22 protein-coding genes are annotated in these 26,377 nt (G+C 38.0%); 12 read left to right on the top strand and 10 right to left on the bottom strand.

What is annotated here, in order from left to right:
- Nucleotides 1–206: 206 nt before the first annotated feature.
- Nucleotides 207–3,683, bottom strand: coding sequence for a preprotein translocase subunit SecA (locus EYS08_RS01105; RefSeq protein WP_131028024.1), 3,477 nt, complete (start codon nt 3,681–3,683; stop codon nt 207–209).
- Nucleotides 3,684–3,821: 138 nt separating this feature from the next.
- Nucleotides 3,822–4,121, bottom strand: coding sequence for a hypothetical protein (locus tag EYS08_RS01110; RefSeq protein ID WP_131028025.1), 300 nt, complete (start codon nt 4,119–4,121; stop codon nt 3,822–3,824).
- Between the two features lie 232 nt (nt 4,122–4,353).
- On the opposite strand from EYS08_RS01110, the gene EYS08_RS01115 reads away from it, so the two are divergent.
- Complete coding sequence (locus EYS08_RS01115) at nt 4,354–4,944, top strand: hypothetical protein (protein ID WP_131028026.1); 591 nt, start codon at nt 4,354–4,356, stop codon at nt 4,942–4,944.
- A gap of 501 nt (nt 4,945–5,445) precedes the next feature.
- Here EYS08_RS01115 and EYS08_RS01120 read toward each other — a convergent pair.
- Both EYS08_RS01120 and rsgA read right to left on the bottom strand, forming a co-directional pair.
- The gene (locus EYS08_RS01120; protein ID WP_131028027.1) at nt 5,446–6,399 is read right to left on the bottom strand and encodes a Smr/MutS family protein; all 954 of its coding nucleotides are present in this window, start codon (nt 6,397–6,399) and stop codon (nt 5,446–5,448) included.
- Nucleotides 6,400–6,489: 90 nt separating this feature from the next.
- Nucleotides 6,490–7,410 carry a ribosome small subunit-dependent GTPase A gene (rsgA, locus tag EYS08_RS01125; protein ID WP_131028028.1) on the bottom strand — a complete coding sequence of 307 codons (921 nt, stop codon included), beginning with the start codon at nt 7,408–7,410 and terminating at the stop codon, nt 6,490–6,492.
- Between the two features lie 187 nt (nt 7,411–7,597).
- Here rsgA and fumC point away from each other — a divergent pair, with 187 nt between their 5' ends.
- From fumC to EYS08_RS01155, 6 genes are all read left to right on the top strand, one after another.
- Nucleotides 7,598–8,995: a class II fumarate hydratase gene (gene fumC / locus EYS08_RS01130; protein ID WP_131028029.1), complete on the top strand. Its 1,398-nt coding sequence runs from the start codon at nt 7,598–7,600 to the stop codon at nt 8,993–8,995.
- Between the two features lie 354 nt (nt 8,996–9,349).
- Nucleotides 9,350–9,865: a fumarate hydratase gene (locus EYS08_RS01135; protein ID WP_131028030.1), complete on the top strand. Its 516-nt coding sequence runs from the start codon at nt 9,350–9,352 to the stop codon at nt 9,863–9,865.
- A 1-nt stretch (nt 9,866) separates the two neighbouring features.
- Nucleotides 9,867–10,673, top strand: a complete 807-nt coding sequence (locus EYS08_RS01140) for a S1/P1 nuclease (RefSeq protein ID WP_131028031.1) — start codon at nt 9,867–9,869, stop codon at nt 10,671–10,673.
- 121 nt (nt 10,674–10,794) lie between these two features.
- On the top strand, nt 10,795–11,217 hold the full coding sequence (locus EYS08_RS01145) for a hypothetical protein (RefSeq protein WP_131028032.1): 423 nt from the start codon (nt 10,795–10,797) through the stop codon (nt 11,215–11,217).
- Between the two features lie 2 nt (nt 11,218–11,219).
- Complete coding sequence (locus tag EYS08_RS01150; RefSeq protein WP_131028033.1) at nt 11,220–11,654, top strand: low molecular weight protein-tyrosine-phosphatase; 435 nt, start codon at nt 11,220–11,222, stop codon at nt 11,652–11,654.
- Between the two features lie 40 nt (nt 11,655–11,694).
- Complete coding sequence (locus tag EYS08_RS01155; protein ID WP_131028034.1) at nt 11,695–12,462, top strand: ThuA domain-containing protein; 768 nt, start codon at nt 11,695–11,697, stop codon at nt 12,460–12,462.
- Nucleotides 12,463–12,534: 72 nt separating this feature from the next.
- On the opposite strand, the gene EYS08_RS01160 is transcribed toward EYS08_RS01155, so the two are convergent.
- Entirely contained in the window at nt 12,535–12,831 is a 297-nt protein-coding gene (locus EYS08_RS01160; protein WP_131028035.1) for a hypothetical protein, read from the bottom strand.
- Nucleotides 12,832–12,944: 113 nt separating this feature from the next.
- On the bottom strand, nt 12,945–13,619 hold the full coding sequence (locus EYS08_RS01165) for a hypothetical protein (protein WP_131028036.1): 675 nt from the start codon (nt 13,617–13,619) through the stop codon (nt 12,945–12,947).
- Between the two features lie 164 nt (nt 13,620–13,783).
- Here EYS08_RS01165 and EYS08_RS01170 point away from each other — a divergent pair, with 164 nt between their 5' ends.
- Nucleotides 13,784–15,235, top strand: coding sequence for an alpha-L-fucosidase (locus tag EYS08_RS01170; RefSeq protein ID WP_131028037.1), 1,452 nt, complete (start codon nt 13,784–13,786; stop codon nt 15,233–15,235).
- A 1-nt stretch (nt 15,236) separates the two neighbouring features.
- Here the strand turns inward: EYS08_RS01170 and EYS08_RS01175 are convergent, their stop codons facing one another.
- From EYS08_RS01175 to EYS08_RS01185, 3 genes are all read right to left on the bottom strand, one after another.
- Nucleotides 15,237–16,763, bottom strand: coding sequence for a rhomboid family intramembrane serine protease (locus EYS08_RS01175; protein ID WP_131028038.1), 1,527 nt, complete (start codon nt 16,761–16,763; stop codon nt 15,237–15,239).
- 6 nt (nt 16,764–16,769) lie between these two features.
- Nucleotides 16,770–17,519: a class I SAM-dependent methyltransferase gene (locus tag EYS08_RS01180; protein WP_131028039.1), complete on the bottom strand. Its 750-nt coding sequence runs from the start codon at nt 17,517–17,519 to the stop codon at nt 16,770–16,772.
- Between the two features lie 222 nt (nt 17,520–17,741).
- The gene (locus tag EYS08_RS01185; RefSeq protein WP_131028040.1) at nt 17,742–20,939 is read right to left on the bottom strand and encodes a S41 family peptidase; all 3,198 of its coding nucleotides are present in this window, start codon (nt 20,937–20,939) and stop codon (nt 17,742–17,744) included.
- Between the two features lie 182 nt (nt 20,940–21,121).
- Between EYS08_RS01185 and EYS08_RS01190 the strand changes: the two genes are divergently transcribed.
- The 4 genes from EYS08_RS01190 (at nt 21,122) to EYS08_RS01205 (ending at nt 25,161) form a co-directional block, all read left to right on the top strand.
- Nucleotides 21,122–22,393, top strand: a complete 1,272-nt coding sequence (locus EYS08_RS01190) for a glycosyltransferase family 4 protein (protein ID WP_244215827.1) — start codon at nt 21,122–21,124, stop codon at nt 22,391–22,393.
- A 122-nt stretch (nt 22,394–22,515) separates the two neighbouring features.
- A complete protein-coding gene (locus EYS08_RS01195) occupies nt 22,516–23,607 on the top strand; it encodes a PDDEXK nuclease domain-containing protein (protein ID WP_131028042.1) in 1,092 nt (363 codons plus the stop codon).
- A gap of 1 nt (nt 23,608) precedes the next feature.
- A complete protein-coding gene (locus EYS08_RS01200; protein WP_131028043.1) occupies nt 23,609–24,355 on the top strand; it encodes a glycosyltransferase family 2 protein in 747 nt (248 codons plus the stop codon).
- A gap of 245 nt (nt 24,356–24,600) precedes the next feature.
- Nucleotides 24,601–25,161, top strand: coding sequence for a type 1 glutamine amidotransferase domain-containing protein (locus tag EYS08_RS01205; RefSeq protein WP_131028044.1), 561 nt, complete (start codon nt 24,601–24,603; stop codon nt 25,159–25,161).
- Nucleotides 25,162–25,328: 167 nt separating this feature from the next.
- Here EYS08_RS01205 and EYS08_RS01210 read toward each other — a convergent pair whose 3' ends face one another.
- Complete coding sequence (locus EYS08_RS01210) at nt 25,329–26,372, bottom strand: hypothetical protein (RefSeq protein WP_131028045.1); 1,044 nt, start codon at nt 26,370–26,372, stop codon at nt 25,329–25,331.
- Nucleotides 26,373–26,377 lie beyond the last annotated feature (5 nt).

The following is a 26,377-nucleotide window of genomic DNA, read 5'->3' on the forward strand; positions in this document are numbered from 1 at the left end:
TGTTCTTACTCTTATGGCTTTTCAGTTCCGCCCCGTTTTTTATGGTTTCTGGACTCCATTTTTAAGTTTTGATCATTAAGAAATTGCCTACCAATTTCAAATTGACCGTCACTAAATATAGGTGTTTCTTTGAGAATTAAAAATTTAGTTATAAAAAAAGCCCCAACAAAAAATGTCGGGGCTCAATAAGCTATTATATATACTAATTATAAATTAGCGCCGTGGCAATTTTTGAATTTTTTACCGCTACCGCATGGGCAAGGTTCGTTTCTGCCAACGGTTGCTTCCTTACGGATTGGCTGTTGTGGAACGGGTTCACGCGTATCGCCAAACTCGATACCTGGTTCTTCTCTGCCAAATTCTTGTTTAGTAGTTTGCAACTTCGGTTGTTTTACCGGGGCTGGTGCTTCTCTAACCTGATCTGGCTCTTGCTGAACCGGGATACCGCCTTTATATAAGAAACTTACTACTTCTTTATTTACCGCGTTAAGCATGTTTTTAAACAGGTTGAAAGCTTCCATTTTATAAATCACCAATGGATCTTTCTGTTCGTAAACTGCGTTTTGTACAGATTGTTTTAAATCGTCCATTTCGCGTAAATGCTCTTTCCAGCTATCATCGATCAAAGCTAAAACAATAGTTTTTTCGAATGAACGAACTACTTCTTTTCCTTTGTTGTCGATTGCTTTCTTCAAATCAACTGCTACCTGAATACCACGGATACCATCAGTAAACGGAACCACAATCTGTTCGATGTGCTCGCCACGTTCCTGATAAACCTGGGTTAAAACTGGTAATGATTGTTGGATAATGGCTTCTGATTTACGTGCGTAAAATGCCTCAGCTTCGTCGAATAACCGCTCAGTTAACTGAGGGATGTTAGTTGAAGTAAATTCTTTTTCTGTAATGGCCGTATCTAAAGAGAAGTTTTTGATTACTTCCAGTTTAAAACCATCGTAATTTCCTTCTTGTTTATATTCGCTTACGATATCTTCAGCAACATCGAAAACCATATTGTTCATATCTACATCTAAACGCTCGCCAAATAAAGCATTTTTACGTTTAGCATAAATTACGGTACGTTGCGAGTTCATCACATCATCGTACTCCAATAAACGTTTACGGATACCAAAGTTATTTTCTTCTACTTTTTTCTGTGCACGTTCGATAGATTTGGTAATCATCGAGTGTTGGATCACTTCACCATCTTCGATACCCATACGTACCATGATACCAGAAATACGCTCTGAACCAAATAAACGCATTAAGTTATCTTCTAATGAAACGAAGAACTGAGATGAGCCCGGATCACCCTGACGGCCTGCACGGCCACGTAACTGTCTATCTACACGACGAGACTCGTGACGCTCGGTACCTACAATGGCTAAACCACCAGCTTCTTTAACACCTGCACCCAATTTAATATCGGTACCACGACCAGCCATGTTGGTTGCAATGGTTACGGTTCCGGCCTGACCAGCTTCGGCAACAATATCGGCCTCTTTCTGGTGCATTTTTGCATTTAATACATTGTGTTTAATTCCGCGGAGTTTAAGCATACGGCTTAACAACTCAGAAATCTCTACCGATGTTGTACCCACCAATACCGGGCGACCAGCTTTTGGCTCTAGTTGCCCTGTTTCAGGGTTAACCGCAGGAATTAACGCACCTTTAGCATCCAATTTAGGTACAGCTCTGCCTGTTTGATCGTATTTAACTACTGGTTTGCCGTCTTTTTGCTTTATGTTACCTTCTTTATCCGTTTCGTATTCTGTTTCGTAATGAGAATATGGAAAAACAAGAAATTGAATTTCTGAAGCAACGGCGTTGTATTTCTCGCGAACAGTACGGTAAACGTAATCCTGTTCATCTTTTCTAGAAATATTTCTGTTAGTTGGAATTTCTACTACGTCTAATTTATAGATCGACCAAAACTCACCAGCTTCTGTTGTCGCTGTACCCGTCATACCACAAAGTTTATGGTACATACGGAAATAATTTTGCAAGGTTACGGTTGCATATGTTTGGGTAGCATCCTCAACTTTTACATTCTCTTTAGCCTCAATTGCCTGGTGTAAACCATCAGAGTAACGACGGCCATCCATAATACGGCCTGTTTGCTCATCAACAATTTTAATCTTTCCTTCATCGATGATATATTCTACATCAATCTCAAATAAGGTATAAGCTTTTAACAACTGGTTAACCGAGTGGATACGTTCTGCTTTAACAGAATAATCGCGCATTAAGGCATCTTTTTGAACTACTTTTTCTTCTAAAGGAAGATCAGATTTCTCTAAATCTGCCACTGCAGTACCTACATCAGGCAATACGAAGAAATTCGGATCTTCACCTGATTGGGTAATCAGTTCGATACCTTTTTCCGTTAATTCAACCTGGTTATTTTTCTCATCTATATAGAAATACAATTCAGAATCTACCTTAGGCATATTCTTAGATTGATCTGCCATATAATGGTTTTCGGTTTTCAACAACAAACCACGAACACCGCTTTCACTTAAAAACTTAATTAAAGCTTTGTTTTTTGGCAAACCACGGTATGCACGTAATAAGGCTAAACCACCTTCCCCCTCTTCAGTTCCGCTGTTGCCTGCGTTGATTAATTTCTTTGCTTCGTTTAATGCTTGCGTTACATAAGCTTTTTGTGCATTAACCAAACGTTCGATGCGTGGCTTTAATTCATAAAACTCATGTTCATCGCCACGTGGAATCGGACCTGAAATAATCAAAGGGGTACGGGCATCATCAATCAAAACTGAATCGACCTCATCTACCATTGCAAAATGCTGCTTGCGCTGCACCAATTGATCAGGTGTTTGCGACATATTGTCACGCAGGTAATCAAAACCGAACTCGTTATTGGTTCCGTAGGTAATATCTGCAGCATAAGCTTTTCTTCTTTCTTCAGAGTTAGGCTCATGTTTATCAATACAATCTACACTTAAACCATGGAATTCGAATAACGGGCCATTCCACTCACTATCACGACGGGCTAAGTAATCATTCACCGTTACAATGTGTACACCTTGACCAGCTAATGCATTTAAATAAGCTGGTAATGTACTTACCAGGGTTTTACCCTCACCAGTAGCCATTTCAGCAATTTTACCGCTGTGCAATACAATACCACCAATTAACTGTACATCGTAATGTACCATGTTCCAGGCAACTTCAGTTCCTGCAGCATCCCATTTATTGGCCCATTGTGCTTTATCGCCAACAATTTTAACATTGTTTTTTCTTGCGGCGTAATCTCTATCGAACTGGGTTGCGGTAACCTCTAAATAATCATTTTCGCTTAAACGACGAGAAGTTTCTTTAATTACAGCAAAAGCTTCGGGAAGGATTTCCAAAAGTACTTTCTCCAATTCTGTATCGCGCTCTTTACCTAAGGCATCAACCTGATCATAAATGGCTGTTTTTTGGTGAAGATCTAAATCTTCGCTCTCTGCATCAGCTTTTAGTGCTGAAATTTTCTCATCAATTTCGGTTAAAAAGGCCGAAATTTTTTCTTTAAATTCTATGGTTTTACCACGTAACTCATCGTTGCTAAGCGCAGACAGTTTACTGTAGTGTTCGTTAATTTTAACAACCAATGGCTGAATAGCCTTTATATCTCTTTCTGATTTACTTCCGAAAACCTTCGCTAAAAATCCTAACATTATAATATTTTAAATCGTATTTACTATTAAAAACTGGTGGGCCACAACAACCAAGCCATTGTCTTTCTTAAGTCAGTTTGGCAGTTGTTGGTATGAGTGAGGCGAAAAACCTCTCAAAAAATCTTATAGAAAAGAAAGCTAGGGGCTGTTATTCTTCGGTTTTTTTCTGATTGTTAAATCAGCAATGACCTGATTTACGCTTACATATTTTGCAACTTTTAACGGGGCTTGGGTTCCGATTAAAGCTAGCTTGGTATACGATAACAAGTATGGATTACGGTCCTCATTAAGTTGAACCGACTCTTTACCCGTTGAATTAACACTGATGTTATGCTCATTACAATATTCGTTTAATATCCTTAGCCCTTCAACGCGTTCGGCTTTTGCCAAATGTGTTAAGCTAAAAAATACAAGCGATATGGTAACCAGGTGTTTCATTATAGGGGCAAAGCTAGTTTTAATCTTTTATAAAAAGAAATTACATCATCGCAAAAAGCGTACCTCAATTTCTCAGCGTTTTTTTTGTTTTTAACAGGGCTCGAACGTGCATTTAAATCAAATGTAAAAGCATAGTATAGTCCTTATAATTGTTTTATTTTCATAAAGACGTTAGGATTTCTTAGCGTCTTTTTTAATTTTATGCCATGTCGAGAAAAAAAACTGATTAACAATGGAATCCACACCTGGAAAAATATTTTTAGCCGATGAGCGGGGGTTAACAGAAACTTCGGCACTAAGAAGATACAGCACCTTTAATTTCGAGAAATATTACAGTGAGCACAAAGAAGCCATTGGTAACTTATTTTTATGCAATGATGAATCGGTTGCTGGCGAAAAGGTTACGTTTTTTCTATGCAAAGAAGATTCGCTACAGATATTTATGCCCATTATTGGCGGAATTGATATTGTTGCCAATGGAAAAGAATTTACTTTAGAAACCGGGCAAGTACAGGTGTTGAATATGGGTAAAGGCGAAGTATTGGAAATCAGCAATCCTTATCAAAACGATGTGATTAATTACATCCAGTTTGGCATTAAAACCGATATATTTTTGATGCGGGCAAGCGAAATGCTTTTCGGTTTCGATTTTGAGAAAAACCAGAACCAGCTGCTCGAAATTATTTCCAGCCCCAAATTACCTTTTAAGCTAAGTGCAGGTATTTTTGCTGGTCGCGAAGATGCAATTTATAAAATGCAAAGTCCAAACCATCAGTTCTATGCTTTTATTATTGATGGGCTTTCGAAATTGAAGGCTGCTTGATGCATGCAAGAGATGGTTTAGCGCTCTGGGATATTGAACAGGTAGAGCTGGAAGCGTTGAGCAATAATGCTATTGTGGTGGTTTTGGAGTTTGGGTTTTAGTTCTTTTGTCATTCTGAACGCAGTGAAGAATCTTAATTTACTAATAGATTCTGAAACAAGTTCAGAATGACGGATGGAATGAAAAGTTTTCTTCGTTTCGTACATCTTAAAAGATCACAGTAAAAATCGATTTGGTAAGATAGTAATATCTTACACCAATAATATTTTATTGATGCTGGGTTTTGCGTTAGGGATTGTAAGGGTTCAGTACCGATTAAGCATCTGTTTTTATTTAATTACGGTATGCTTGCTTGTTTCACAGGTCTTCATCGATACCGCAGCGAAGCGGAGCCCTGAAAAGCTCGACCTCTTCCTGATTTTCATCATGGAAGAGGGAACGCCCAAATGATTAAATAAGATAAATTACCTGATTATCCTTCGATAGGCTTAGGATGACATTTTATTTAAAAACCACTTCTGTAGCACCATAGCCAAATTTTTCTTTTCTGGCATCCATGTATGTTTTTACGTGTGGGTTTTTACTGATCAGTTTATGGATTTTATCTCGCAAAGTGCCATTACCAGAACCATGGATAAAAACGATCTTATCAAAATGATGCACAACTGCAGCATCCATTGCTGTTTGAAAATGATTGATCTGAATCTGCAACATTTCATCCGCTTCCAGAAAATGATGATCATCTCTCAGTTTTTCAATATGCAGATCGATTTCTTTTTGAGGAGCTGCAACTGTTTTTTTCTCTTCAGTTGATTTGAAAAAACTTTCTTTTAATTTCTGTGGATCGATGGTTAGCGGAACCAGATCATCCAAACGGGTTAACCAGCCTTTATTTCTCAATTGAGGTAATTCCTTTTGTTCGGTGCTAAAATCTTTTGCCCTAAATTTCTTACGGATTACCAAAGGATCGATAGGTTTCACATCAACTTTGCTAAATACTAAAACCTGAAAATTAAATTCTGGCCAGAGGTCAAGATCAGCCAAGGAAGCAGAATAAACTAAAGTAGAGCCGTAAGATTCTATTATCCCATGAAAAGCACCTGCATACCTCTCTTTATGCTCGGTAGTTAAGCTTACCAATAAAATATTTGGAGAATGGTTCTGCAAGTGGAAATGTACCACATTACCGGCCTTATCATCGGTTGCAACAGCTATATAAATACCGTTTTCGATTTTGTTAATGCTGGGGACATTTACCTGGATGGGTTTTGGAGCATCCAACTCTTCGGCTACTACACCATGACCATGCACAGAAGTTAAATTACTCACCACAACAGGTATCTCAAAACCATCTTCATCGGTAACACCCAAAGTTTGGCTATCGATAATTTTAGTTACATAACCTTCACGTTTTTCATCAACAAAACGCACAAAATCTCCCAGTTTAAATTTCATTACTTATTTTTTGTAAAGGTTTTCAATCTAATTCGTTAGTTCAATCAAGAAGTATTTTATCAAACATCATACTTCGGACTTCCGACTCAATTAATGACGAGTATCGTTTCCGTGGTAAATGCTCAGGTAACTTTCATACCTCGAAACTGCAATTTCGCCCTCGTTTACCGCGGCTAAAACAGCACAGCCAGGTTCGTTAATATGCCTGCAGTTGTTAAAACGACAATTGTGCGAGGTTTTAAAGATTTCTCTAAAAAAATGTCCAAGTTCTTCTTTTTCGATATCGATCACACCTAATTCTCTAATTCCGGGAGAATCGACAATAAAACCACCCTGCGGCAGTTCGAACATCTCGGCAAACGTAGTGGTATGCTGCCCTTTATCGCTCCAGTCTGATACTTCTCCTGTTCTTAAATCGCGATCAGGCAATAATGCATTAATCAAACTCGATTTTCCTACGCCAGAGTGACCGGATATCAGCGTAATTTTATCGGTAATCAATTCCTGAATAATAGGAATGTTAATGCCTTTTAAAGCCGAAACTTCGTAGCAGGCATAACCGATATTTTCATATATATCTTTAAACTCCTGAAGAATTTCTAAACCCTCTTTACTAAATAGATCGAGTTTATTAAACACCAAAACCGCAGGTACATCGTAAGCCTCGGCGGTAACCAGAAAACGATCTATGAAACCTAAAGATGTACGGGGCGAAGCCAGCGTAACCACCAACATGGCCATATCCAAATTTGCAGCCAATATCTGCGCCTGCTTACTTAGGTTGATCGATTTGCGGATGATGTAGTTTTTACGTGGCAGCATTTCGTGTATCAAACCCTGGTTGCTATCCCGTTCCAGATCAAATTTCACCCTATCGCCAACCGCAATCGGGTTAGTGGTTTTAAGTCCTTTAATCCTGAATTTCCCTACAATCCGGCAATCATAGCGTTCACCATTATCGGCCAAAACACTATACCAACTCCCTGTAGATTTAATAACTAATCCCTGCATATTTGCGGTAAAGGTATGAATATGATTTCATTGGTAGAAGCGGCCTTGCCGCATAAAAGTTTACGTACAGGCAAAAAGAATAAGGACTTTTAACGAAATTCTTTGTTATCCACCAAATATCTTACATAAATACAACGCTTTAAAAGGCAAAAAACCTAAATTTGCGACAACAAAAATCAAAAATATAATGAGTTTCAGAATAGAACACGATACCATGGGCGAGGTGCAGGTACCTGCCGACAAATACTGGGGTGCACAAACCGAACGCTCACGCAATAACTTCAAAATCGGGCCAGAAGGTTCGATGCCAAAAGAAATTATCCACGCTTTTGGATACCTGAAAAAAGCCGCTGCGCTTGCCAATACCGAACTGGGTGTATTATCTGCAGAAAAAGCTAATTTGATTGCTAAAGCTTGTGATGAAATTATTGCCGGACAGTTGGATGATCAATTCCCATTGGTAATCTGGCAAACGGGTTCGGGTACTCAAAGTAACATGAATGGCAATGAGGTGATTGCAAACCGTGCTCATGTAATTAATGGCGGTTCATTAGCTGACGATAAAAAAGTACTTCACCCTAACGATGATGTAAATAAATCACAATCATCAAACGATACTTATCCAACTGCAATGCACATTGCAGCCTATAAACTTACGGTAGAAAACACCATTCCAGGTTTAGAAAAATTAAGAAATACTTTAGCCAAAAAAGTAGCAGAATTCAGTACAATTGTTAAAACCGGGCGTACCCACTTTATGGATGCTACTCCACTTACCTTAGGGCAGGAATTTTCAGGTTATGTACAACAGATCGATAACAGCATCAGGGCAATTAAAAATGCTTTGGTTATGGTTGCCGAGCTGGCTTTAGGTGGTACCGCCGTTGGTACTGGCTTAAATACACCAAAAGGATATGATTTTTTAGTGGCTAAAAAAATTGCCGATTTAACAGGTTTACCTTTTGTTACGGCTCCAAATAAATTTGAGGCTTTAGCAGCGCATGATGCAATGGTAGAGCTTTCTGGTGCTTTAAAACGTACTGCGGTTGCTTTAATGAAAGTAGCAAACGATGTAAGAATGTTAAGCTCTGGCCCGCGTTGTGGCATTGGCGAAATTGTAATTCCTGATAATGAACCGGGATCTTCAATTATGCCAGGTAAAGTTAACCCTACGCAACCGGAGGCTTTAACTATGGTTTGTGCACAGGTAATCGGTAACGATGTTGCCGTTTCAGTGGGCGGGATGAGCGGTCATTTCGAGCTTAATGTGTTTAAACCGCTTATTGCGGCTAATGTATTACAGTCGGCCCGCTTAATTGGCGATGCCTGTGTTTCTTTCACCGATAAATGTGCTGAAGGAATCACCGCTAACTTGCCAGAAATTGAGAAACATTTACAAAATTCTTTAATGTTGGTTACGGCTTTGAATCCGCATGTGGGCTACGAAAACGCAGCTAAAATTGCAAAGAAGGCACATAAAGAAAATAAAACGTTAAAAGCTGCTGCTGTAGAATTGGGCTTGTTAACCAACGAACAGTTTGATGAGTGGGTACGCCCAGAAGACATGGTTGGCAGTTTGAAATAATTAATTTTCACAGATGTTATAAAATATAAAATTTGTCATCCTGAGCTTGTCGAAGGACCTGCTATAAATTTATAGCAAAGCGTTTCGACAGGCTCAACGTGACAAATCCGAGTGAAAGTATTTTTTGCTACAACCTCTTTGCTAACTGCAATAATTATAGATCTAATCAATACGGTTAATTAAAACATGGGCAAAATGAATTCATTACTCCCTACATTAGTCAACCTTAATAGACGTCATTAATTTATAGCCAGTCTTTGTTTCGCAGCAGGCCCTTTAAGCCTGGTTTACAACACCGTTAAAAAGAATAAGGTCATTTAAGATCAGTTTCCTAAAAGCACAATTAACAATACAATGAACAAGCTGCACCCAGGTTTAAAGAGTTTCTACATCATCCTTTTTACATTATCTATCTTACATGTAGCTTGTAGTCCGCGGCCCAATATACAGGGCAAAGGTGAAGATTTTATGCAGGGGGTTTGGAATGAAGATTCCGTCGCTTTTAGCAATAAACTGAGCAACTACACACAGCACCATTTCAAATTTACCTGCGATTCTGTTTATATCGATCTGGTTACCCATGGCAAAGTAAATTTTTACGAAGATTCTTGCTACAACAATGGCATTTGGAAAGAATATGCCAAAGGTGTTTACGTAGTTAAAGGCGACACCCTATTTGTTGGCGCCACCTTTACACACGCAAACTATAAACAAAAAATATCGGGATGTTACCGAATTGGCCGATACGACAAGAACTTCCTGATCAAAAAGAAATCTGCAGATACATTATTGTTAGAAAGTTTAAGCGACCAACGCGAAATCAAATTAATCCTCAAAGAAAAAATTACCTGCATTCAAAAAGAATTATAAAATGATTTTAACATCAATTAAAAAGAAATTAGCCATTGCCTTAACTCTTGGCTTGTTAGTGTATTTACCTATTCAGGCAGATGCATGGGGCACCATTGGCCATCGTGTAGTTGGCGAAATTGCCGATAGTTATTTAAAAGCTAAAACACGCAAGGCTATTCAGAGTATTTTAGGTTACGAAACTTTGGCCATGAGTGCCAACTGGGGCGATTTTATCAAATCAGATTCTACCTACAATTACATGTATAACTGGCATTTTGTTAATCTTCCGGCGGGACTGAATAAAGATGGCGTTTACAACTTTTTAGACACTGAAAAATCGCCTAACCTTTACAATAAAATACCTGATTTAATTGCTGTGTTAAAGAAAACAAGCAGCACGGCAGCCGAAAAGAAATTGGCTTTACGCATGTTGGTACACCTGGCGGGCGATTTATGTCAACCTATGCATGTTGCCCGTAAAGAGGATTTGGGTGGCAACCGCATTTCGGTATTATGGTTCAATGAAAAATCGAACATCCACAGGGTTTGGGATGAACAGCTTATCGAATATCAGCAGTTGAGTTATACAGAATATTCGAAAGCAATTAATCATCCTTCGGCTGTTCAACTTTACAACTGGCAGAACACAAGCTTAAAAGATTGCGTTTATGAATCGTATACCATTTGCAACAAAATTTACGATACCACCAAACCAGATGCTAAATTAAGCTATCGCTACAATTTTGATTGGGTTGAAACCCTCAACAACCAGTTACTAAAAGGCGGTGTGCGTTTAGCGAAAATGTTGAATGATATTTACGGATAAGCCTTTCTGATAAAATATCAGATACCCCAATGCTACCAAGCTTGGGGTATTTTTTTGCTTGTGTAGCATATCAACTATAAAATGCGTTTAATTAGATATAAACCAAAACCAATTATAAACCGTGAAAAAATTAATACTTATTTTAACTGTTTGTTTAGCCTTCGGCTGCAAAAAAGATCTCGACAAAACATTAACAAAAAAAGACTGGCGCATAGAATCGGTCACGGTTAGCCCAGCAATGACCATTGGCCAAAAAACGAGCACCAACTATATGGAGCTGATGGGACCAAGCAGTTGTGCAAGTACTTCCATGATCTCTTTTTCTAAAGATGGAACTTATATTTCAGGTTCCACCGGAGCGCTTTGTGATATGAAATCTGATACAAGTATTAAAACCTGGAGAAGAGATGGTGATCAGATTTTTTTATCTTATGCTCCAAAATCACCAATGACATTAAAGGGAGATAGATTAACACAAAGCACTTCAAACCCCGGAGAAGGAGGAATTATTTATACCTTTGTTTTTGTATATAAATCCAAATAGTATTGAAAATTTTAATGGTCTGCCTCGGTAACATCTGCCGTTCGCCACTGGCCGAAGGCATTATGCGCCATCTGGCAGATAAACATAACTTAAACTGGGAAATTGCTTCGGCAGGAACGGGCAATTGGCATATTGGTAAAACACCCGACCACAGAAGTATTTCTGCAGCCAGAGCATTGGGCTACGATATTAGTAAACAGCGGGCACAACAATTTAACCACTCCATGTTTGCCAGATATGATCTGATTTTGGTAATGGACAGGAACAATTTAGCCGATGTTCGAAACCTTGCCCAAACCGATGAGGAGCGAAAAAAGGTTAAACTTTTTCTTGATAACGACGAAGTTACAGACCCATATTGGGATAATGCTCTGTTTAGCCCTGTTTGCAAACAGGTTGAAGAAAGATGTATGGAAATTATCAAACAACTTTCTTAAATTTAAAGCTTATTATCCATCACTAACCAAGTCAACAAAAATGAAAAAGTACCTGTCCCTGTGTTTATTAGTTGCAACAGTAATTTTATTTCAAAGCTATACCGTAGCAAAGAAATCGGCAAAAGTTTTAGTTTTTTCAAAAACAAAAGGCTTTAGGCACAATTCTATCGAAACCGGAAAAGAAGTGATCCAGAAGTTAGGCACTGTGCATCATTTTGATGTAGATACCACCGAAAATGCTGACCTTTTCACAGAAGATAACCTTAAAAAATATGCTGCTGTTATTTTTCTAAATACAACAGGTGATGTTTTAGACAATAAACAACAGGTAGCCTTCGAAAGATATATCCAGGCAGGTGGAGGCTATGTAGGCATCCACGCTGCAACCGATACTGAATACGATTGGCCTTGGTACGGTAAATTGGCGGGCGCTTATTTCATCAGTCACCCAGCCGTACAGGAAGCTAAATTTATCATTAAAGACAAAAAACACCCTTCAACCAAATTCTTTACCGATTCAGTTTGGATGAGAAAAGATGAGCTATATAACTTTAAGAATATCAATCCAGATATTAAAGTGCTGATTACCTTAGACGAGAAATCGTATACTGGCGGTAAAAATGGAGATTTCCATCCTTTTAGCTGGTACCACAATTTTGATGGCGGAAGGGCTTTCTATACCTGCATGGGGCATACTAAAGAAGGCTGGGCTGATGATAAATTTCAGAACCATTTATGGGGCGGCATTGAATACGCAATTGGTAGCCAAAAGAAATTAGATTACAACAAAGCACATTCAAAATTTTAAATCATAAACTGAGCTTGTTGATTCGTCATCAGCAAGCTCAGCTTTTATTTTGTAGAGATTTTATCGTTGATATTAATAAATCACGAATATATTCCACCATATATTATCGTTTTTATACAATGGTTTCATCGCCCAAAAGCAATCTATTTGATCCTCATCTAATATTTTCTCTAACTTCTGTGAAAAGTCAAAAAGATTATTATTGGATCTACTTTTCCATTCTTCCACTTCTCTTTTAAAAGGGATTAGCGTGTTTCTTGCCACGAGATATTTAGTCACTTCTGCCGCGACAAATGGCTTTTGAATATCACTTAATTTAAGCTCATTCACCATTTCAAACATCATTTTACCTACTAGTAATGTATCCATTTTTGGGATTTTCATTTGATTTCGGCGATCGTAAGACTGAGTTTGCTGGGCATTAGAAAATTTAAAAAAACAACTGCTAACGAACAAAAAAAACATTAGTTTTCTCATTTTGGCTATTTTTTTATCCTATTAAAATTAACCAAATAAATATAATTCAGCATACAGAAAGAAGCCACAGCGCCGAAAGTATGCCATAAAAAGTGAGTACCAATTGTAAATACATCCCATTTATCGGCAATACGGAAAGTTAGCGCAAATATGAAAGCAATTAAGGAAAAACCAACCCATTTACCGTTTTTCCACTCTGTTTTAATCAGGTACCCAAATACTGGAAATAAAACCAGTGCAGCCATAAAAGCATAATTAATGTTGATAAAGATCTGAAAATCGCCATTGCTAAAGAGCCGTCGCACGTAAAACTGAAAGAAAGCATAAATAGCTACAATTAAAACAGCAAAATACCACTTGGTTAACTTGGAAAGAAAGTAAACCCCGGCCGAGAGGCATAAAAACATAATAGGCATCCAGTCCATCATAATAAAAATCGGCCAACGCCTTAACCCGTGATAAGTGGTGCCTCCAATTCCGCCTATATAAAGTAAAACCAGGGCAATGGTTAGAAAGCTATGCTGTTTAAAATTTCCCCAAATTTTTACTGTCCAATACACTGCAATAGCCAAAAAAAAGCAACTTGTTATTGTATTAAATGGTTCAGGAAAAAACTGATCAAGATCCGTTTCGGTATATATTGTACCTCCATCGGGAGGATTCTGGATAAAAGCGCTCATAATTAATTAACGTAAACTGAAATTAAATGTTTGGTGAATCCATGTAACGATCAAGATGTAAAAATAATTTCATGTTTACATTTTCAAGAGGTTAAATATTGATTAACTCTTTTCCTTCAGCAGGTAATTTTTTGTACTTTAGGCATATCTAAGCTATAATGATGATGAAACCCATATTAATTCTTTTTCTATTCTTAACAACAGCAATTTACGCCCAAACACCGCCTAAACCTTACGGTGCACTACCATCAAAAAGGCAACTGGCCTGGCATGATATTGAAGTTTACGGCCTAATCCATTTTACACCAACTACATTCGAAAACAAAGAATGGGGCTTTGGCGATGCCGACCCAAAAACATTTAACCCAACGGATTTCAACGCCGATCAAATTATTAAAGCAGCTAAGGCCGGTGGATTAAAAGGCATCATCTTAGTTGCAAAACATCATGATGGCTTTGCTTTATGGCCAACCAAAACGACCGATTACAACATCAGCAAAAGCCCATTTAGAGCGGGCAAAGGAAATTTAGTTAAAGAGGTGGAGCAGGCCGTACGTAAAAACGGTTTAAAGTTTGGGGTATACTGTTCACCATGGGACAGGAACAATGCGCTTTATGGTACTGATAAATATCTGGCCATCTACCAGGCACAGTTAAAAGAACTTTACAGCAATTTTGGCGAACTTTTTATGAGCTGGCACGATGGTGCTAACGGTGGTGATGGCTATTATGGTGGTGCAAAAGAAAAACGCTCTATAGATAACACTACCTATTACGATTGGAAAAATACCTGGGCCATTACCCGTAAAATGCAGCCCATGGCCAATATTTTTAGCGATATCGGTTTGGATATCCGCTGGGTAGGCAATGAAGATGGTCACGCAGCGCCAACCTCCTGGGCTACTTTTACACCGATGGCACCTGATGGAAAAAATGAAGCCGTTCCTGGGCAAGCAAATTATCCGCAAAGCCCTGAAGGAATACGAAACGGTAAATTCTGGATGCCAGCAGAATGCGATGTTCCTTTAAGAAAAGGATGGTTTTACCATGCTAACGAAAAGCCTAAAACCCCAGAAACACTGTTCGATTTATATTTAAAAAGTGTTGGCCGTGGTGCAGGTTTAGATCTGGGTTTAGCACCGGATACCCGTGGGCAACTTCACGACGATGATGTTGCTACACTAAAAACTTTTGGCGACATGGTTAAACATACTTTCGAGAATAACCTGGCCAAAAATGCCCAAATTAAAGCGAGCAATAGCAGAGGCAAAAAGTATGATGTTACTACCCTACTTGATGGTAAAAGGGAAAGCTATTGGGCCACGCATGATGATATTCATCAGGCAAGTTTAGAACTAGATTTAAAAACAGCTAAAACCTTTGATATCATTAGCCTACAAGAGTATATTCCCCTGGGTCAGCGAATAGAGGGCTACACCGTCGAGGTATTTGAAAACAATGCCTGGAAAAAAGTTTACGACGGCACCAGCATTGGCGCGAAACGTCTGATTAAATTGGAGCGTCTTGTTACAACAAATAAAGTAAAAATCAACATTACCAAATCGCCTGTTTGTATTACTTTAAGTGAAATTGGGCTGTACAAAAAAGCAGTTTAAATTAATCTGGTTTGTAAAGGATTTCGAAAACTTGTGCCAATGCATTAGAAGTCTGTTTGCTATAACGATAAGTGCTATCGGCCTTAATATCTCTGTACATCAGCATTACGGCACGATGGGATGCTTTACTCAGTTTTATTTTTTCCTCTCGTTCTTTAGCATCTTCAGGCTTTAAATTTAAGGCCTGCATTTGTTTAATTACAACAAGATTCCTTTCCATCGGTATGATACCATCTTCTTTGATAGAAGCTAGCTTAACATCTTTGGGCAAAGAGATTTTTAAATTCATAATGCTGTTAAGCGAGCCCATATTACCGTTAAAAGTATTTCTTAATTTGCGAAACTCTTCAGTTCCGTACTTTGGACTAAAGTGAAGCACTCCGCTAAAAAACATCAGAAATAAAAGTACCGAAACGGCATATCTTGCCCAGCTTTTAATTTCGAAACTTTCATCCCGTTTATAATTAAGCAAATAGGCAAAAATAAAACCTGAAACAAAACCGCCGATATGCGCCGCATTATCTACCCTTTTACCAAATGCACCATTTACGAGTACCAGTAATGAGACAATCAATGTACTCACTAATAATGCTTTAGTTGCTTTACGTTCAAAAGTTTTAGTAGTTAATAAGGCAATAAAAGCTCCATATAAGCCCATTATAGCCCTTGAAGCACCCATCATCACCCCCTCTTGATGAAAGATCAGACTCACCAGACCACCACAAACCCCACTCATTAAATAAATAAAGAGGTATTTTTTCCAGCCTAGTTTATTTTCGATCATTAAACCCAGATAAACCAGCGCATACATGTTAAAAAACAGATGGGATTTAGATCCGTGAATAAACTGATAGGTAATTAAACGCCAGTATTCGCCGCCCAGTACAAGATTACGCTGATTAACCCCAAAATTTAATGAAATCTTTCTTATTTCCTCAATATAATCATCATGAGAAGCACTCCCGGTTTTTAATGATAGATTGATCATTAACACGGCCGAAAAAAGGAAAATTGCTACATAATAAAAAACATTGATCAGGACAACGGTCGGCGTTGCGGTATAACCCTTTTGGGGGAAGAACAGGAACAGTACATTTTTGATCTTATTTTTTGTTGCCAAAGGGGCTTTTTCAAAATAATGATCATCCTGCGTTGCTATAAATTGGTGGAATTTAGACAAACTTTCTTCCCAAACATCTTTCAGGTGGAACTCTACATATTCAAATTCATGAAAAAATTTTTCGAGGTTTAAGTCATTCTTGCCATAATCATTAAATAACATTTGAATTCCTACGCACTCACTCTTTACCACTGCGAAATTCCCATGGATACGGATTGATATTTCTTCGCTATATGACTGGAAAGATATTGGTGTATAAGCAATTAATCCGCTTTCAGACACATGACTAAGGCTCCAGCCGAGATTTTCGATGGCCTGCTTAGCAACAATTAAATATTTATCTGCCGGAAAATCGGCCAAAGGAATAAATTTTTCAATTTTAGGCGAGTACCCCCAACTGATTGACATAGCGCGTTATATTTTTTTCGCTACTAAGATAATATAAGGTGATAGATTTTTGCTTTCGAATGGAATAATCTTTGTAAATACTTTTCCTGTTAACCAAACTACTTTCTTAAATAGGCGAACGCCTGCCGATTTCTGACCTTCATTTTCTAGCCACACACTAAAACGGCCAAAATAACCCGATTTTACTTCTTTAAGTCCAGCCTGTTCGCAGATAGATTTCAACAACGCTGGATCCATACTATCAATATTGTGTTTATCGTAGTTTTCTCTATCAAAATTCTTTTGAAACCAGCCGTTAACCGCCTTAAAATTTGGCAGCGTGATAAACAAAGTGCCACCTGGTTTTACAAAAGCGATATGGCGGTTAATAATATCAGCAGTATCGTTAAAATGTTCAATTAAGCCGCAGCTTAATACCAGATCGTACTGTTTTTCTGGCGTGAAATTAAAAAGATCGGTTTCAATGATATGAATATCCTTTTCGGTTAATCCGTTCTTTTCTAAAAGCTCGTTTACAACCGGTGGATGGACAAAATAATCTAAAAGTGTAACATCAAGTTTGAAATATTTTTTCAGGAATACGGCATAATAACCCGGAAAACCACCCAACTCGATAGCGGTTTTAACGTTATCTTTCTGAATAACATCAGCCAGTTGCTGATGAAATAAATAATTTGAAGGTAACTGAACCGCTAGTCCTTTTTTACTTTCCCAATAATTTACCCAAAAAGTCCTGTCGGTTAATAAATTTGCCATGTTTTAAATAATTCCAACCCCAAAGAAACGGAAAAAATCGAGAAGTTATTTATAAAAATGTCAGGTTGATTCTGACGGATTTATAATGATGATCGTCATTGCGAGGAACGAAGCAATCCTACAACTATGGGTGGACACTTCTACCACATTAAGATTGCTTCTTACCTCGCAATAACGACTATACGCCTCAATTAACCGATTTAAACACTTAACCGATTAACCCTATTTAAGGTCTTTTAAAATCTCAGCCACTGCTTTTTCAAGTTGAGGATCTTTATCTGCCAGGCGGTCTGTGAAAGTATTTTTTACAAAAATATCAGGTTTAACGCCCTCCTTTTCGATGTTTTTGCCATCCATGGTATAACAGCCCCACGATGGTAAACGGTAAGAAGAACCATCAACCAAACCTTTAGCAGAAGTAAAAATAATCCAACGGTAGGTTTCTGTACCGATAATTTTACCCAATTTTAATTGTTTAAACCCTGCAGCTGTCATTTCTGCATCACTTAAAGATTGCTCGTTAATTAGCAATACAATTGGCTTCGCTGCCGGACCAAAATTACTTTGAGGAGCCATTTTGCCGCCACGGTATTTCCATTGCAAATAAGGGCGCTGAGAAAGGAATTTTAGCACATCATCATGTACGTTCCCTCCGGTATTGTAGCGCAGATCGAGGATAATGGCTTCCTTATTTTCTTCTTGTGCAACCATATCCAACAAGAAAGTTTCCAATTCTCCACCACCCATGTTTTTCATGTAAGAATAAGCAATCCTGTTGTTGCTCCATTTATCAACATTTTTATGGTTTTGAGCGATCCATTCATCGTAAAGGTTTCCGCGCAAAGTACCCGAGCTTTCCGGATGTATGTTTACAAAAACATCTTTTCCGTTACGCTTAAAGGTCAAAGTAATTTCTCTATCCAGTGATGGTTTACTAAAATAATAATCGCGGTCTATTTTTTCATCCACCTTAACGCCGTTCACTTCTGTTAAAATATCTCCTGACAAAATATTGGTTCCGGTGCGGGCTGCATTACTTTTAGCAACAATACGTTCAACTTTTAAAGGGTTTTCATTATCGAAGATGATTCCTGTTTCGTTGGTAATGTAAGTAAGGTTTTTACGTTCCTCTGCCCCTGCGCTGTTAAAGCCCATGTGCGAAGAATTCAGTTCGCCCAACATATCGTTCAATAAAATCCGCAGGTCACTACGGTTGTTCACATAGGGCAGATAAGCTGCGTAACGTGTCCTCATTTTATCCCAGTCTACACCATGAAATTTTTCATCATAAAAATTCTCATCTAAACCTACCCAGGTTTCGTAAAACATCTGGTTAAATTCGGCATTCAGATTTCTGGTAAATTTATAACCATGGTCTACGCGGTCAAGCTTGTTCCCTTCCAAGGTATATTTGTTGATCGCTCCTCTTGATAAAACGAAAAATTTATCACCAGTCGATACAATCGAGTAATCGCCCCCATCGGCAACTTTTTCAGTTTTATTGGCTTCAAAAGGCTCAATAGTAGTACGGTAAAGACCTGATGCGCCTCCCTCATGGTTAGACGTGTAAAACACATAGGTTTTGTCGCCTTTGGCAAAAGCATCCGTTCCAAATTGGCCGCCAAATGCGGGGCCAACCAGTTCTATGCGATCTAAAATATCCTGCGTATTAATGGTAATTACATTTGCTGGTTTTGGCGTAGGTTTTACCTCAGTCTTCTTTTTAGTTGTATCTGTTTTTGCTTTTTTATCATTTTTCTTATCAGGTACTGCTGGTCTAACTTCAGTTGGGGCAGGTTTGGTTTCTTTAAACAGGTCATCAAACTTATCAGAACGGTAAGGTTCATCATAATTATTCAATGCCATACGGTAAATGTGCGCATTCTGCATTCCCGTTGGGTAAGACGGCTTGGTACGGGCACTGGTAAAGAAAATATATTTGCCATCGGGCGACCACGCAGGCCCTGTTTCGGTAACACCTGTATTGGTTAAATTAATGGTTTTATTGCCTTTAATGTTGTGTACCATAATATCCTGCTCGAAATTCCGGTACACCGTAAAAAGCACATACTCATCATTTGGTGAAAAACTTGGCGCTGCACTTTGTAGGGCCCAAAACTCGTCGGTTACCAACGTTTTAGCATCAAAAGTTTTAAGATCCATCAGCTTGAGCTCGTTTCTACCACTTAGGTACACGGCCATAGTTTTGGTTTTGTTTAAAGTGATATCGCGTACATTTGCTTTATCCTTTGTAAGCTGTTTTACCGATCCTTTTCCATCACCGGTAATGGTAAACCAGTTCTGATAGCCGTTTGCCGTTTGGCTGAACAAAACCGTTTTGTTATCGGCCAGCCATTTGCACTCTAAAGCACGCTCACCACTGTTGGTAATCTTACGGATAAATTTTCCGTCTGCATCGCTTACAAATACTTCACCGCGAGAAATAAAAGCCATCTTTTTGCCATCGGTAGAAACATCGAATGCTGAGATATTTCCCCGCACATCGTACTCTTGCTCTTTACTTAGCACCTGGTTACGTGAAGTACTGATATTGATTTTTTCGGTTTTCTTCGAAGCTACATCGTAGGTATATAACTGATAGTCTTTTTCAAAAACAACCGTAGTTCCATTGGCCGAAACAAAGGGACGTTTAATGGAAGTATCAAAATTAGTCAGGCTTGTTTTCTTGTCACCAATAAAAGTGTACAGATTGTATTCCTCATTGCCTTCATCTGATACAAAAAAGACATTCCCTTTTTGATCAACACTGGTCCAGAAATCTTTTCCGATATAATCGGTATAACGTTTATAGCTTTTAGATTTTGGGTTGTACGATTGGATATCTGGATTGTAGGCTCCTTTGTAGTGTTTGCGGTTTGCAAACCGGTAACTCTCCCAGGTATCGTTAAAAAACAGTTCACCACTTGGCGATTCGGCAATGTGGTGTGTGGTATTGAAATAATTATCGAATAAACGAACAGCCGTACCACCGTTTACACTTACTTTATAGCTTGAAAAAGAATTGTACCGCCCTGAGGTGAAATAAATTGTTTTCGAATCCCAGCTCCAGTTATCTACTTCATCGGCAGCATCATTAAAAGTTAATTGTTTAATATCTCCACCTGTTAAAGGCATAACGTACACATCATAATTACCAAACTGGTTCGATGAAAAAGCCATCCATTTTCCATCAGGAGATATTTTCGGATTAATCTCTTCGCCCAGCATGGCTGTAACCCTCGAAGCCACACCTCCTTTTACCGGTACTTTCCAAATATCACCATCATAACTGAATACTATTGTCTGCGCATCGGGCGTTAAAGCAGGGTATGCCGCAAAGTAGGTTTGACCTTGCGCCGATGAATGAATGGGCAACAAAAATGCGATTGCCGCAAGCGATTTTAACAGGGATTTGATCATGATTTATTTTGTTTGGCTTTGGATGCCTTGACCCGGCTTGTTTAAAATAATCAATAAATTCAAATATGATTATTTTAAACATCAAAGGTCCATCCTACAATTAAAAAGCAATAAAAAATATTAGGATGAAATTACATAACAGATTTTATATTCGTAAACAATAAAATGTATTTTTGATTGATTTGAAAGTAGTACACCTAAATACCTACGATGGAAATGGCGGAGCAGGACGTGCCTGTTTGCGCTTAAGTGATGCCTTAAAGGCGAGTGGAATCGATTCGAAAGTATTGGTTTATTATAAATTTGGTCAAAACCCGAAGATAAATACCTTTAGCAAATCTCCTTTTCAAAAAGCGAAAGCCATTTACAATATCCTATCTGAAAGATATTTTGCCAAATGGTTGAGTAAGTCGGTAAAAACCCCTTTCAGTTTGCAATGGCTCGGTCGTTCGGTGATTAATCACCCAGATGTTAAAAATGCCGATATTATCCATTTACATTGGGTAAACCATGGCTTCCTAAATCCTAAATTCTTAGCCCAGCTTGATGAGCTGGAAAAGCCAATTGTATGGACTTTTCATGATAGCAACGCTTTTACAGGTGGCTGCCATGTACGGTATGGTTGCGAAAACTTTCATCAACAATGTGGTAATTGCCCGATTTTAAAAATAAGCGGCAAAAATGATATTTCCCATAAAACCTGGGTGCGTAAACAAAAAGCTTATACAGAATTGAATTTCCATATTGTGGCACCTAGCAAATGGATGGCTGCATCAGTAAAGTTCAGCAGTTTGTTGGGCACCAGGAAAGCTACAGTTATCCCTAATACGATTGAAACAAAAATTTTTAAACCTTATGTTAAATCGGAAGCGAAAAAAATCTTAAAGATCAATCCTGATAAATTTGTGTTGATGAGCGGATTTATGCCTTCAAAAAACGACAAACACAAAGGAACGCCCTATTTAATCGAAGCTTTAGAAATCCTTTCGCGCAGGGCCGGTATACAAAAAGAAAGTATTGAATTGGTTATTTTCGGTAATAAGGAAAATGCAGAAATGCCCGAATTCCCTTTCAAAACCACTTTTTTAGGTACTATTAATAAAGACGAACATTTAGCAAAATGTTATTCTGCTGCTGATGCTTTTATTACACCTTCATTAGAGGACAACCTGCCAAATACAGTGATGGAGAGTTTATCGTGTGCCACACCCGTTATTGCCTTTACCACGGGAGGGATTCCGGATATGGTGAAACATATGCAGAACGGTTACCTGGCCGAGTATCAGAATGCAGAAGATCTGGCAAACGGTATAGAGTGGCTTTACCACCGTCCAAATAAAGAAGAAATCCAAAAAGCCGCCCGGTTAAGTATTTTAACAGATTTTTCGGAAGAAGTAATCGCTGCGGAGCATATCCATCTTTACGAAACACTGATTGATCTGCAACCGAAATAAACTTAATCTCCTAAGAAATTTTACAGTTCTATTTACAATTCGGTTTGCAAAATCTTATTTTCTTTCCAACAAACAAAAATTTGGTCAATCTTTATTAAATTTATACCGACTGAAACTGTTAAATGGAAAGCATCATAAATTATCCTGAAAGTATTAAGGCATTAAAATCGGCTATTTTGTTAAGTCGCTATAAGGCTGCTACTTTAGTGAATAAAGAACTTTTGCTACTATATTTTACGGTAGGTAAATTTATTTCAGAAAAGACTAAGAAAGAAAAATGGGGTGCAAAGGTTTTGGAAAATTTATCCAATGATTTACAAAATGAGCTACCCGGACTAAGAGGATTTTCGGCTACTAATATGAAGCGCATGCGCTTATTTTTCGAGTCATGGGAAGAGCATTTCTTAATTAGTCCGTCACTGACGGTCCAATTACAAGAGATTGACTTACAAGACATTAAATTTAGCCCATCGCTAACGGTCCAATTAGATAAAAGTTTCACAAATGTAAGTTTCACCCACCATATTGAGATTTTACAAAATACCAAATCTGTAGAGGAAAGGATATTTTACATCCAAAAAACAGCAACCGAATTCTGGAGTTTAGCCACGCTAAAACACCAACTCAGAAACAAATCATTTAGAAATTCTGGCAATTTACCCAACAATTTTTTAAAAACGATTTCTAACGAGGAAATAAGGAACAAAGCACTCCAATCTTTCAAAGATGAATACCTATTGGATTTCATTAACATAGAAGATGCTGATGAGCAGGACGAACGTATTTTAGAAAGCGGAATTGTACAGAATATCAAAAAATTCTTAATGTCGTTAGGAACCGATTTTGCATTTATCAGCAACCAGTATAAATTGATTGTTGAAGACGAAGAATATTTTTTAGATCTTTTATTTTTTAATCGCCGTTTACAATGTTTGGTTGTTTTTGAACTAAAAACCGGGAAATTCAAACCCGAATATTTAGGCAAAATGAACTTCTATTTATCGGCATTGGATGAATACGTTAAGCAACCACATGAGCAACCCTCAATAGGCATAATACTTTGCAAAGAAAAGAAAAACAAGATTGTAGAGTTTTCGTTCCGCGATTTTAATAAAGCGATGGGTGTTTCTACCTACAAAACCAGTGCAATATTACCAAAAGCATTTAAAGGTTTGATCCCCGATGCAGAAACCTTTAAAAAATTAATGGACTAACATGCCAAAGCTCACTGTCATCACCATTGTATACAATAATGTTCGCGATATCGAACGTACTATTCAATCTATCCTTAAACAGACCTATAAAAAAATCGAATATATTGTAATAGACGGCGCATCAACTGATGGTACTTTGCAGGTTGTTGAGCATTATAAAGATCAGATTACAAAAATTGTATCAGAACCCGACAAGGGCATTTATGATGCCATGAACAAAGGTTTAGCGTTGGCAACGGGCGATTATGTTTTATTTATGAACTCAGGCGATGAGATTTATGATGAACAAACAGTAGAAGATATTTTTGCCTCTGCCCCAGGTGCCGATATTTATTACGGGGAAACGGAAATGTACAATGATAACTGGGAAAATTTAGGTCGTAGAAGGCATGAGGCTCCGGAAGAGTTCGATTGGACCAGCTTTAAATATGGCATGAATATCAGCCACCAGGCCATTTACATTCGCCGCAGCATTATTACACCTTACGATTTAACTTATAAATACAGTTCCGATATTGATTGGATCATCAAAGCGGCAAAAAAGGCCTCAAATATTGTTAATGTTCATCGTTATGTGGCCAAATATCTGGTTGGTGGCATGAGTAAGAAAAAACACCTCGAGAGCTTAAAAGAGCGGTTTAAAATCTTTACCAAATATTATGGTTTAGTACCGAATATCTTTAATCATATTATTATTGCAAGTAATTTAGCCTTGTATTTTGTTAAGTACCGTAGAACGAACGACTAGATACTTTCTTTCGGGCGTCATTCTGAACTCGTTTCAGAATCTATCTAACTAGACAGTATGATACCTTAAAAGATGCTGACCACGTTGTAGCTATTAGGCCATTAAAAACATAATAAACCTCTAATAAAACAAGTTCGGCATGACGAGTGAACTAAGTCATAGTGCATTGCCTAATCTCAAATTTCTAAAAACAATAATTTCCCCGAACTGTCTTTAATACATTACCTATTAAAAATTTAAAGATTATGGGACAATTAAGTAACCGCACTATTGCTGTACTTTCAGAAAGCGGATTTGAAGAAGTAGAATTAACCGAACCAGTTAAAAGGTTAAAAGAAGAGGGCGCAACCGTTCACATTATCTCCTCAAAAAGCGGAAAAATAAAAGCCTGGGACCATGATCATTGGTCGATAGAAGTTGATGTTGACAAAATCATTTCGGAAGCAAATGCCGAAGATTATAACGGTTTGCTTTTACCTGGTGGTGTTATCAATCCTGATCAGCTTCGTGTTAATGAAGATGCGATAGCCTTTGTAAAATCTTTCTTTACCGATGGGAAACCAGTTGCGGCAATCTGTCACGGACCTCAAACCTTAATTAATGCAGATGTAGTGCAAGGCAGGAAAATGACTTCAGTAAAAAACATTTCACAGGATTTGATCAATGCAGGCGCACTTTGGTCAGACGAGGAAGTGGTTGTAGACCAAGGTTTGGTTACGAGCCGTACACCAGAAGATTTACCTGCTTTTAACGATAAAATTGTAGAGGAATTTGCCGAAGGTGTTCACGAAGGGCAGCACGCCTAAAAACTTTGGACGCTCTTTCTAGATTCACTCAAAAACGGTTGGCAAATTGTCAGCCGTTTTTATTTATTTGGTGCCGTCAGATGTTACCATCTGACGGATAGATTTCTTTTGATTGCTTTTCGTGTCAGATGGTAACATCTGACATCACTTATATCTGACACCACTACTTATAGCTTAACCTGCCTAATAATATTTTTGATATTCAATTCAATAATATCGGTCATGGTTTTACAGCGCAGATAATTTGTATCCTTAAAATAATCGCTCATACTCTGTTTTAGCAGCGCGATGTTCTCAGGTGTGGTTAATTCTTCTTTATTAGAAACATCACGGAGATCGGTTAAACGGTGCCGTTCGCTCCTTACACGGTGCACAATAGACGAACGTTCTTCCTGTTGGTACTGCAATACGGTTTTCTCCGTCAGCTGCTCCATGCTCATTTTCACATAAGGTAAATTCTCTTTAAAAAATTGTGGCAGATAAACCTTTAAATTTCCTTCGTAAAACTGTTGGTCGAAATCTATCGCACGGATACGAAACTGAATATCATCAAAATCGGGTGTAATCTGTACCACAAAATTATAAGCCCGCATATCACCTAAAAGCATAATCAAACAACGTTCGTTAAACTTTACAAATTCTTTGGCTATCCTGGTCGGATTAAACTCAGGTGTATATAATTGTCCTTTTGTAAAAACATCGCCCGGAATCCCCGCAATATGCTCTTCTACCAAAGTATCGCCATCAACAAGATAATTTACCTGATTAGGCGAAAGGATTTCTTCCATTTCCAAGCCATAGATACGCGAAGCATCAGCTTTTTTTATATAAAAATAATCGTAAACATCATTTAAACGGTTTACAATGCGGATACGGAAGGGATGTGTATTTCCAAAAGTGCAATATTCAATTTTATCGATGTACTTGTGTTCAACGATTCGCAAATTGCCAGACGCTTTTAAGTTCGCGTAAATTTCCTTTAAACCATCATGCAAAGTTTCAATTAAATCCTGTGCATAAATCGGCCCCTCCCAGAGCGAATCCTTCCCAAACTTATCCATTAAAGGAAAAGCTTCGTTAAACTGCATTAAATCGTTATAACCGATGGGCAATTTCGCTTCCCGTTGGTAAGTACGTAAATATTTCTGCAAAGCAGGCGTTACCGGAAAAATCGGCTTCTTTTTCGAAATTCTTACATCGTGATTTTCCATGCAGA

The organism is Pedobacter kyonggii, from assembly GCF_004310665.1.
Classification (GTDB): Bacteria; Bacteroidota; Bacteroidia; order Sphingobacteriales; family Sphingobacteriaceae; genus Pedobacter; species Pedobacter kyonggii.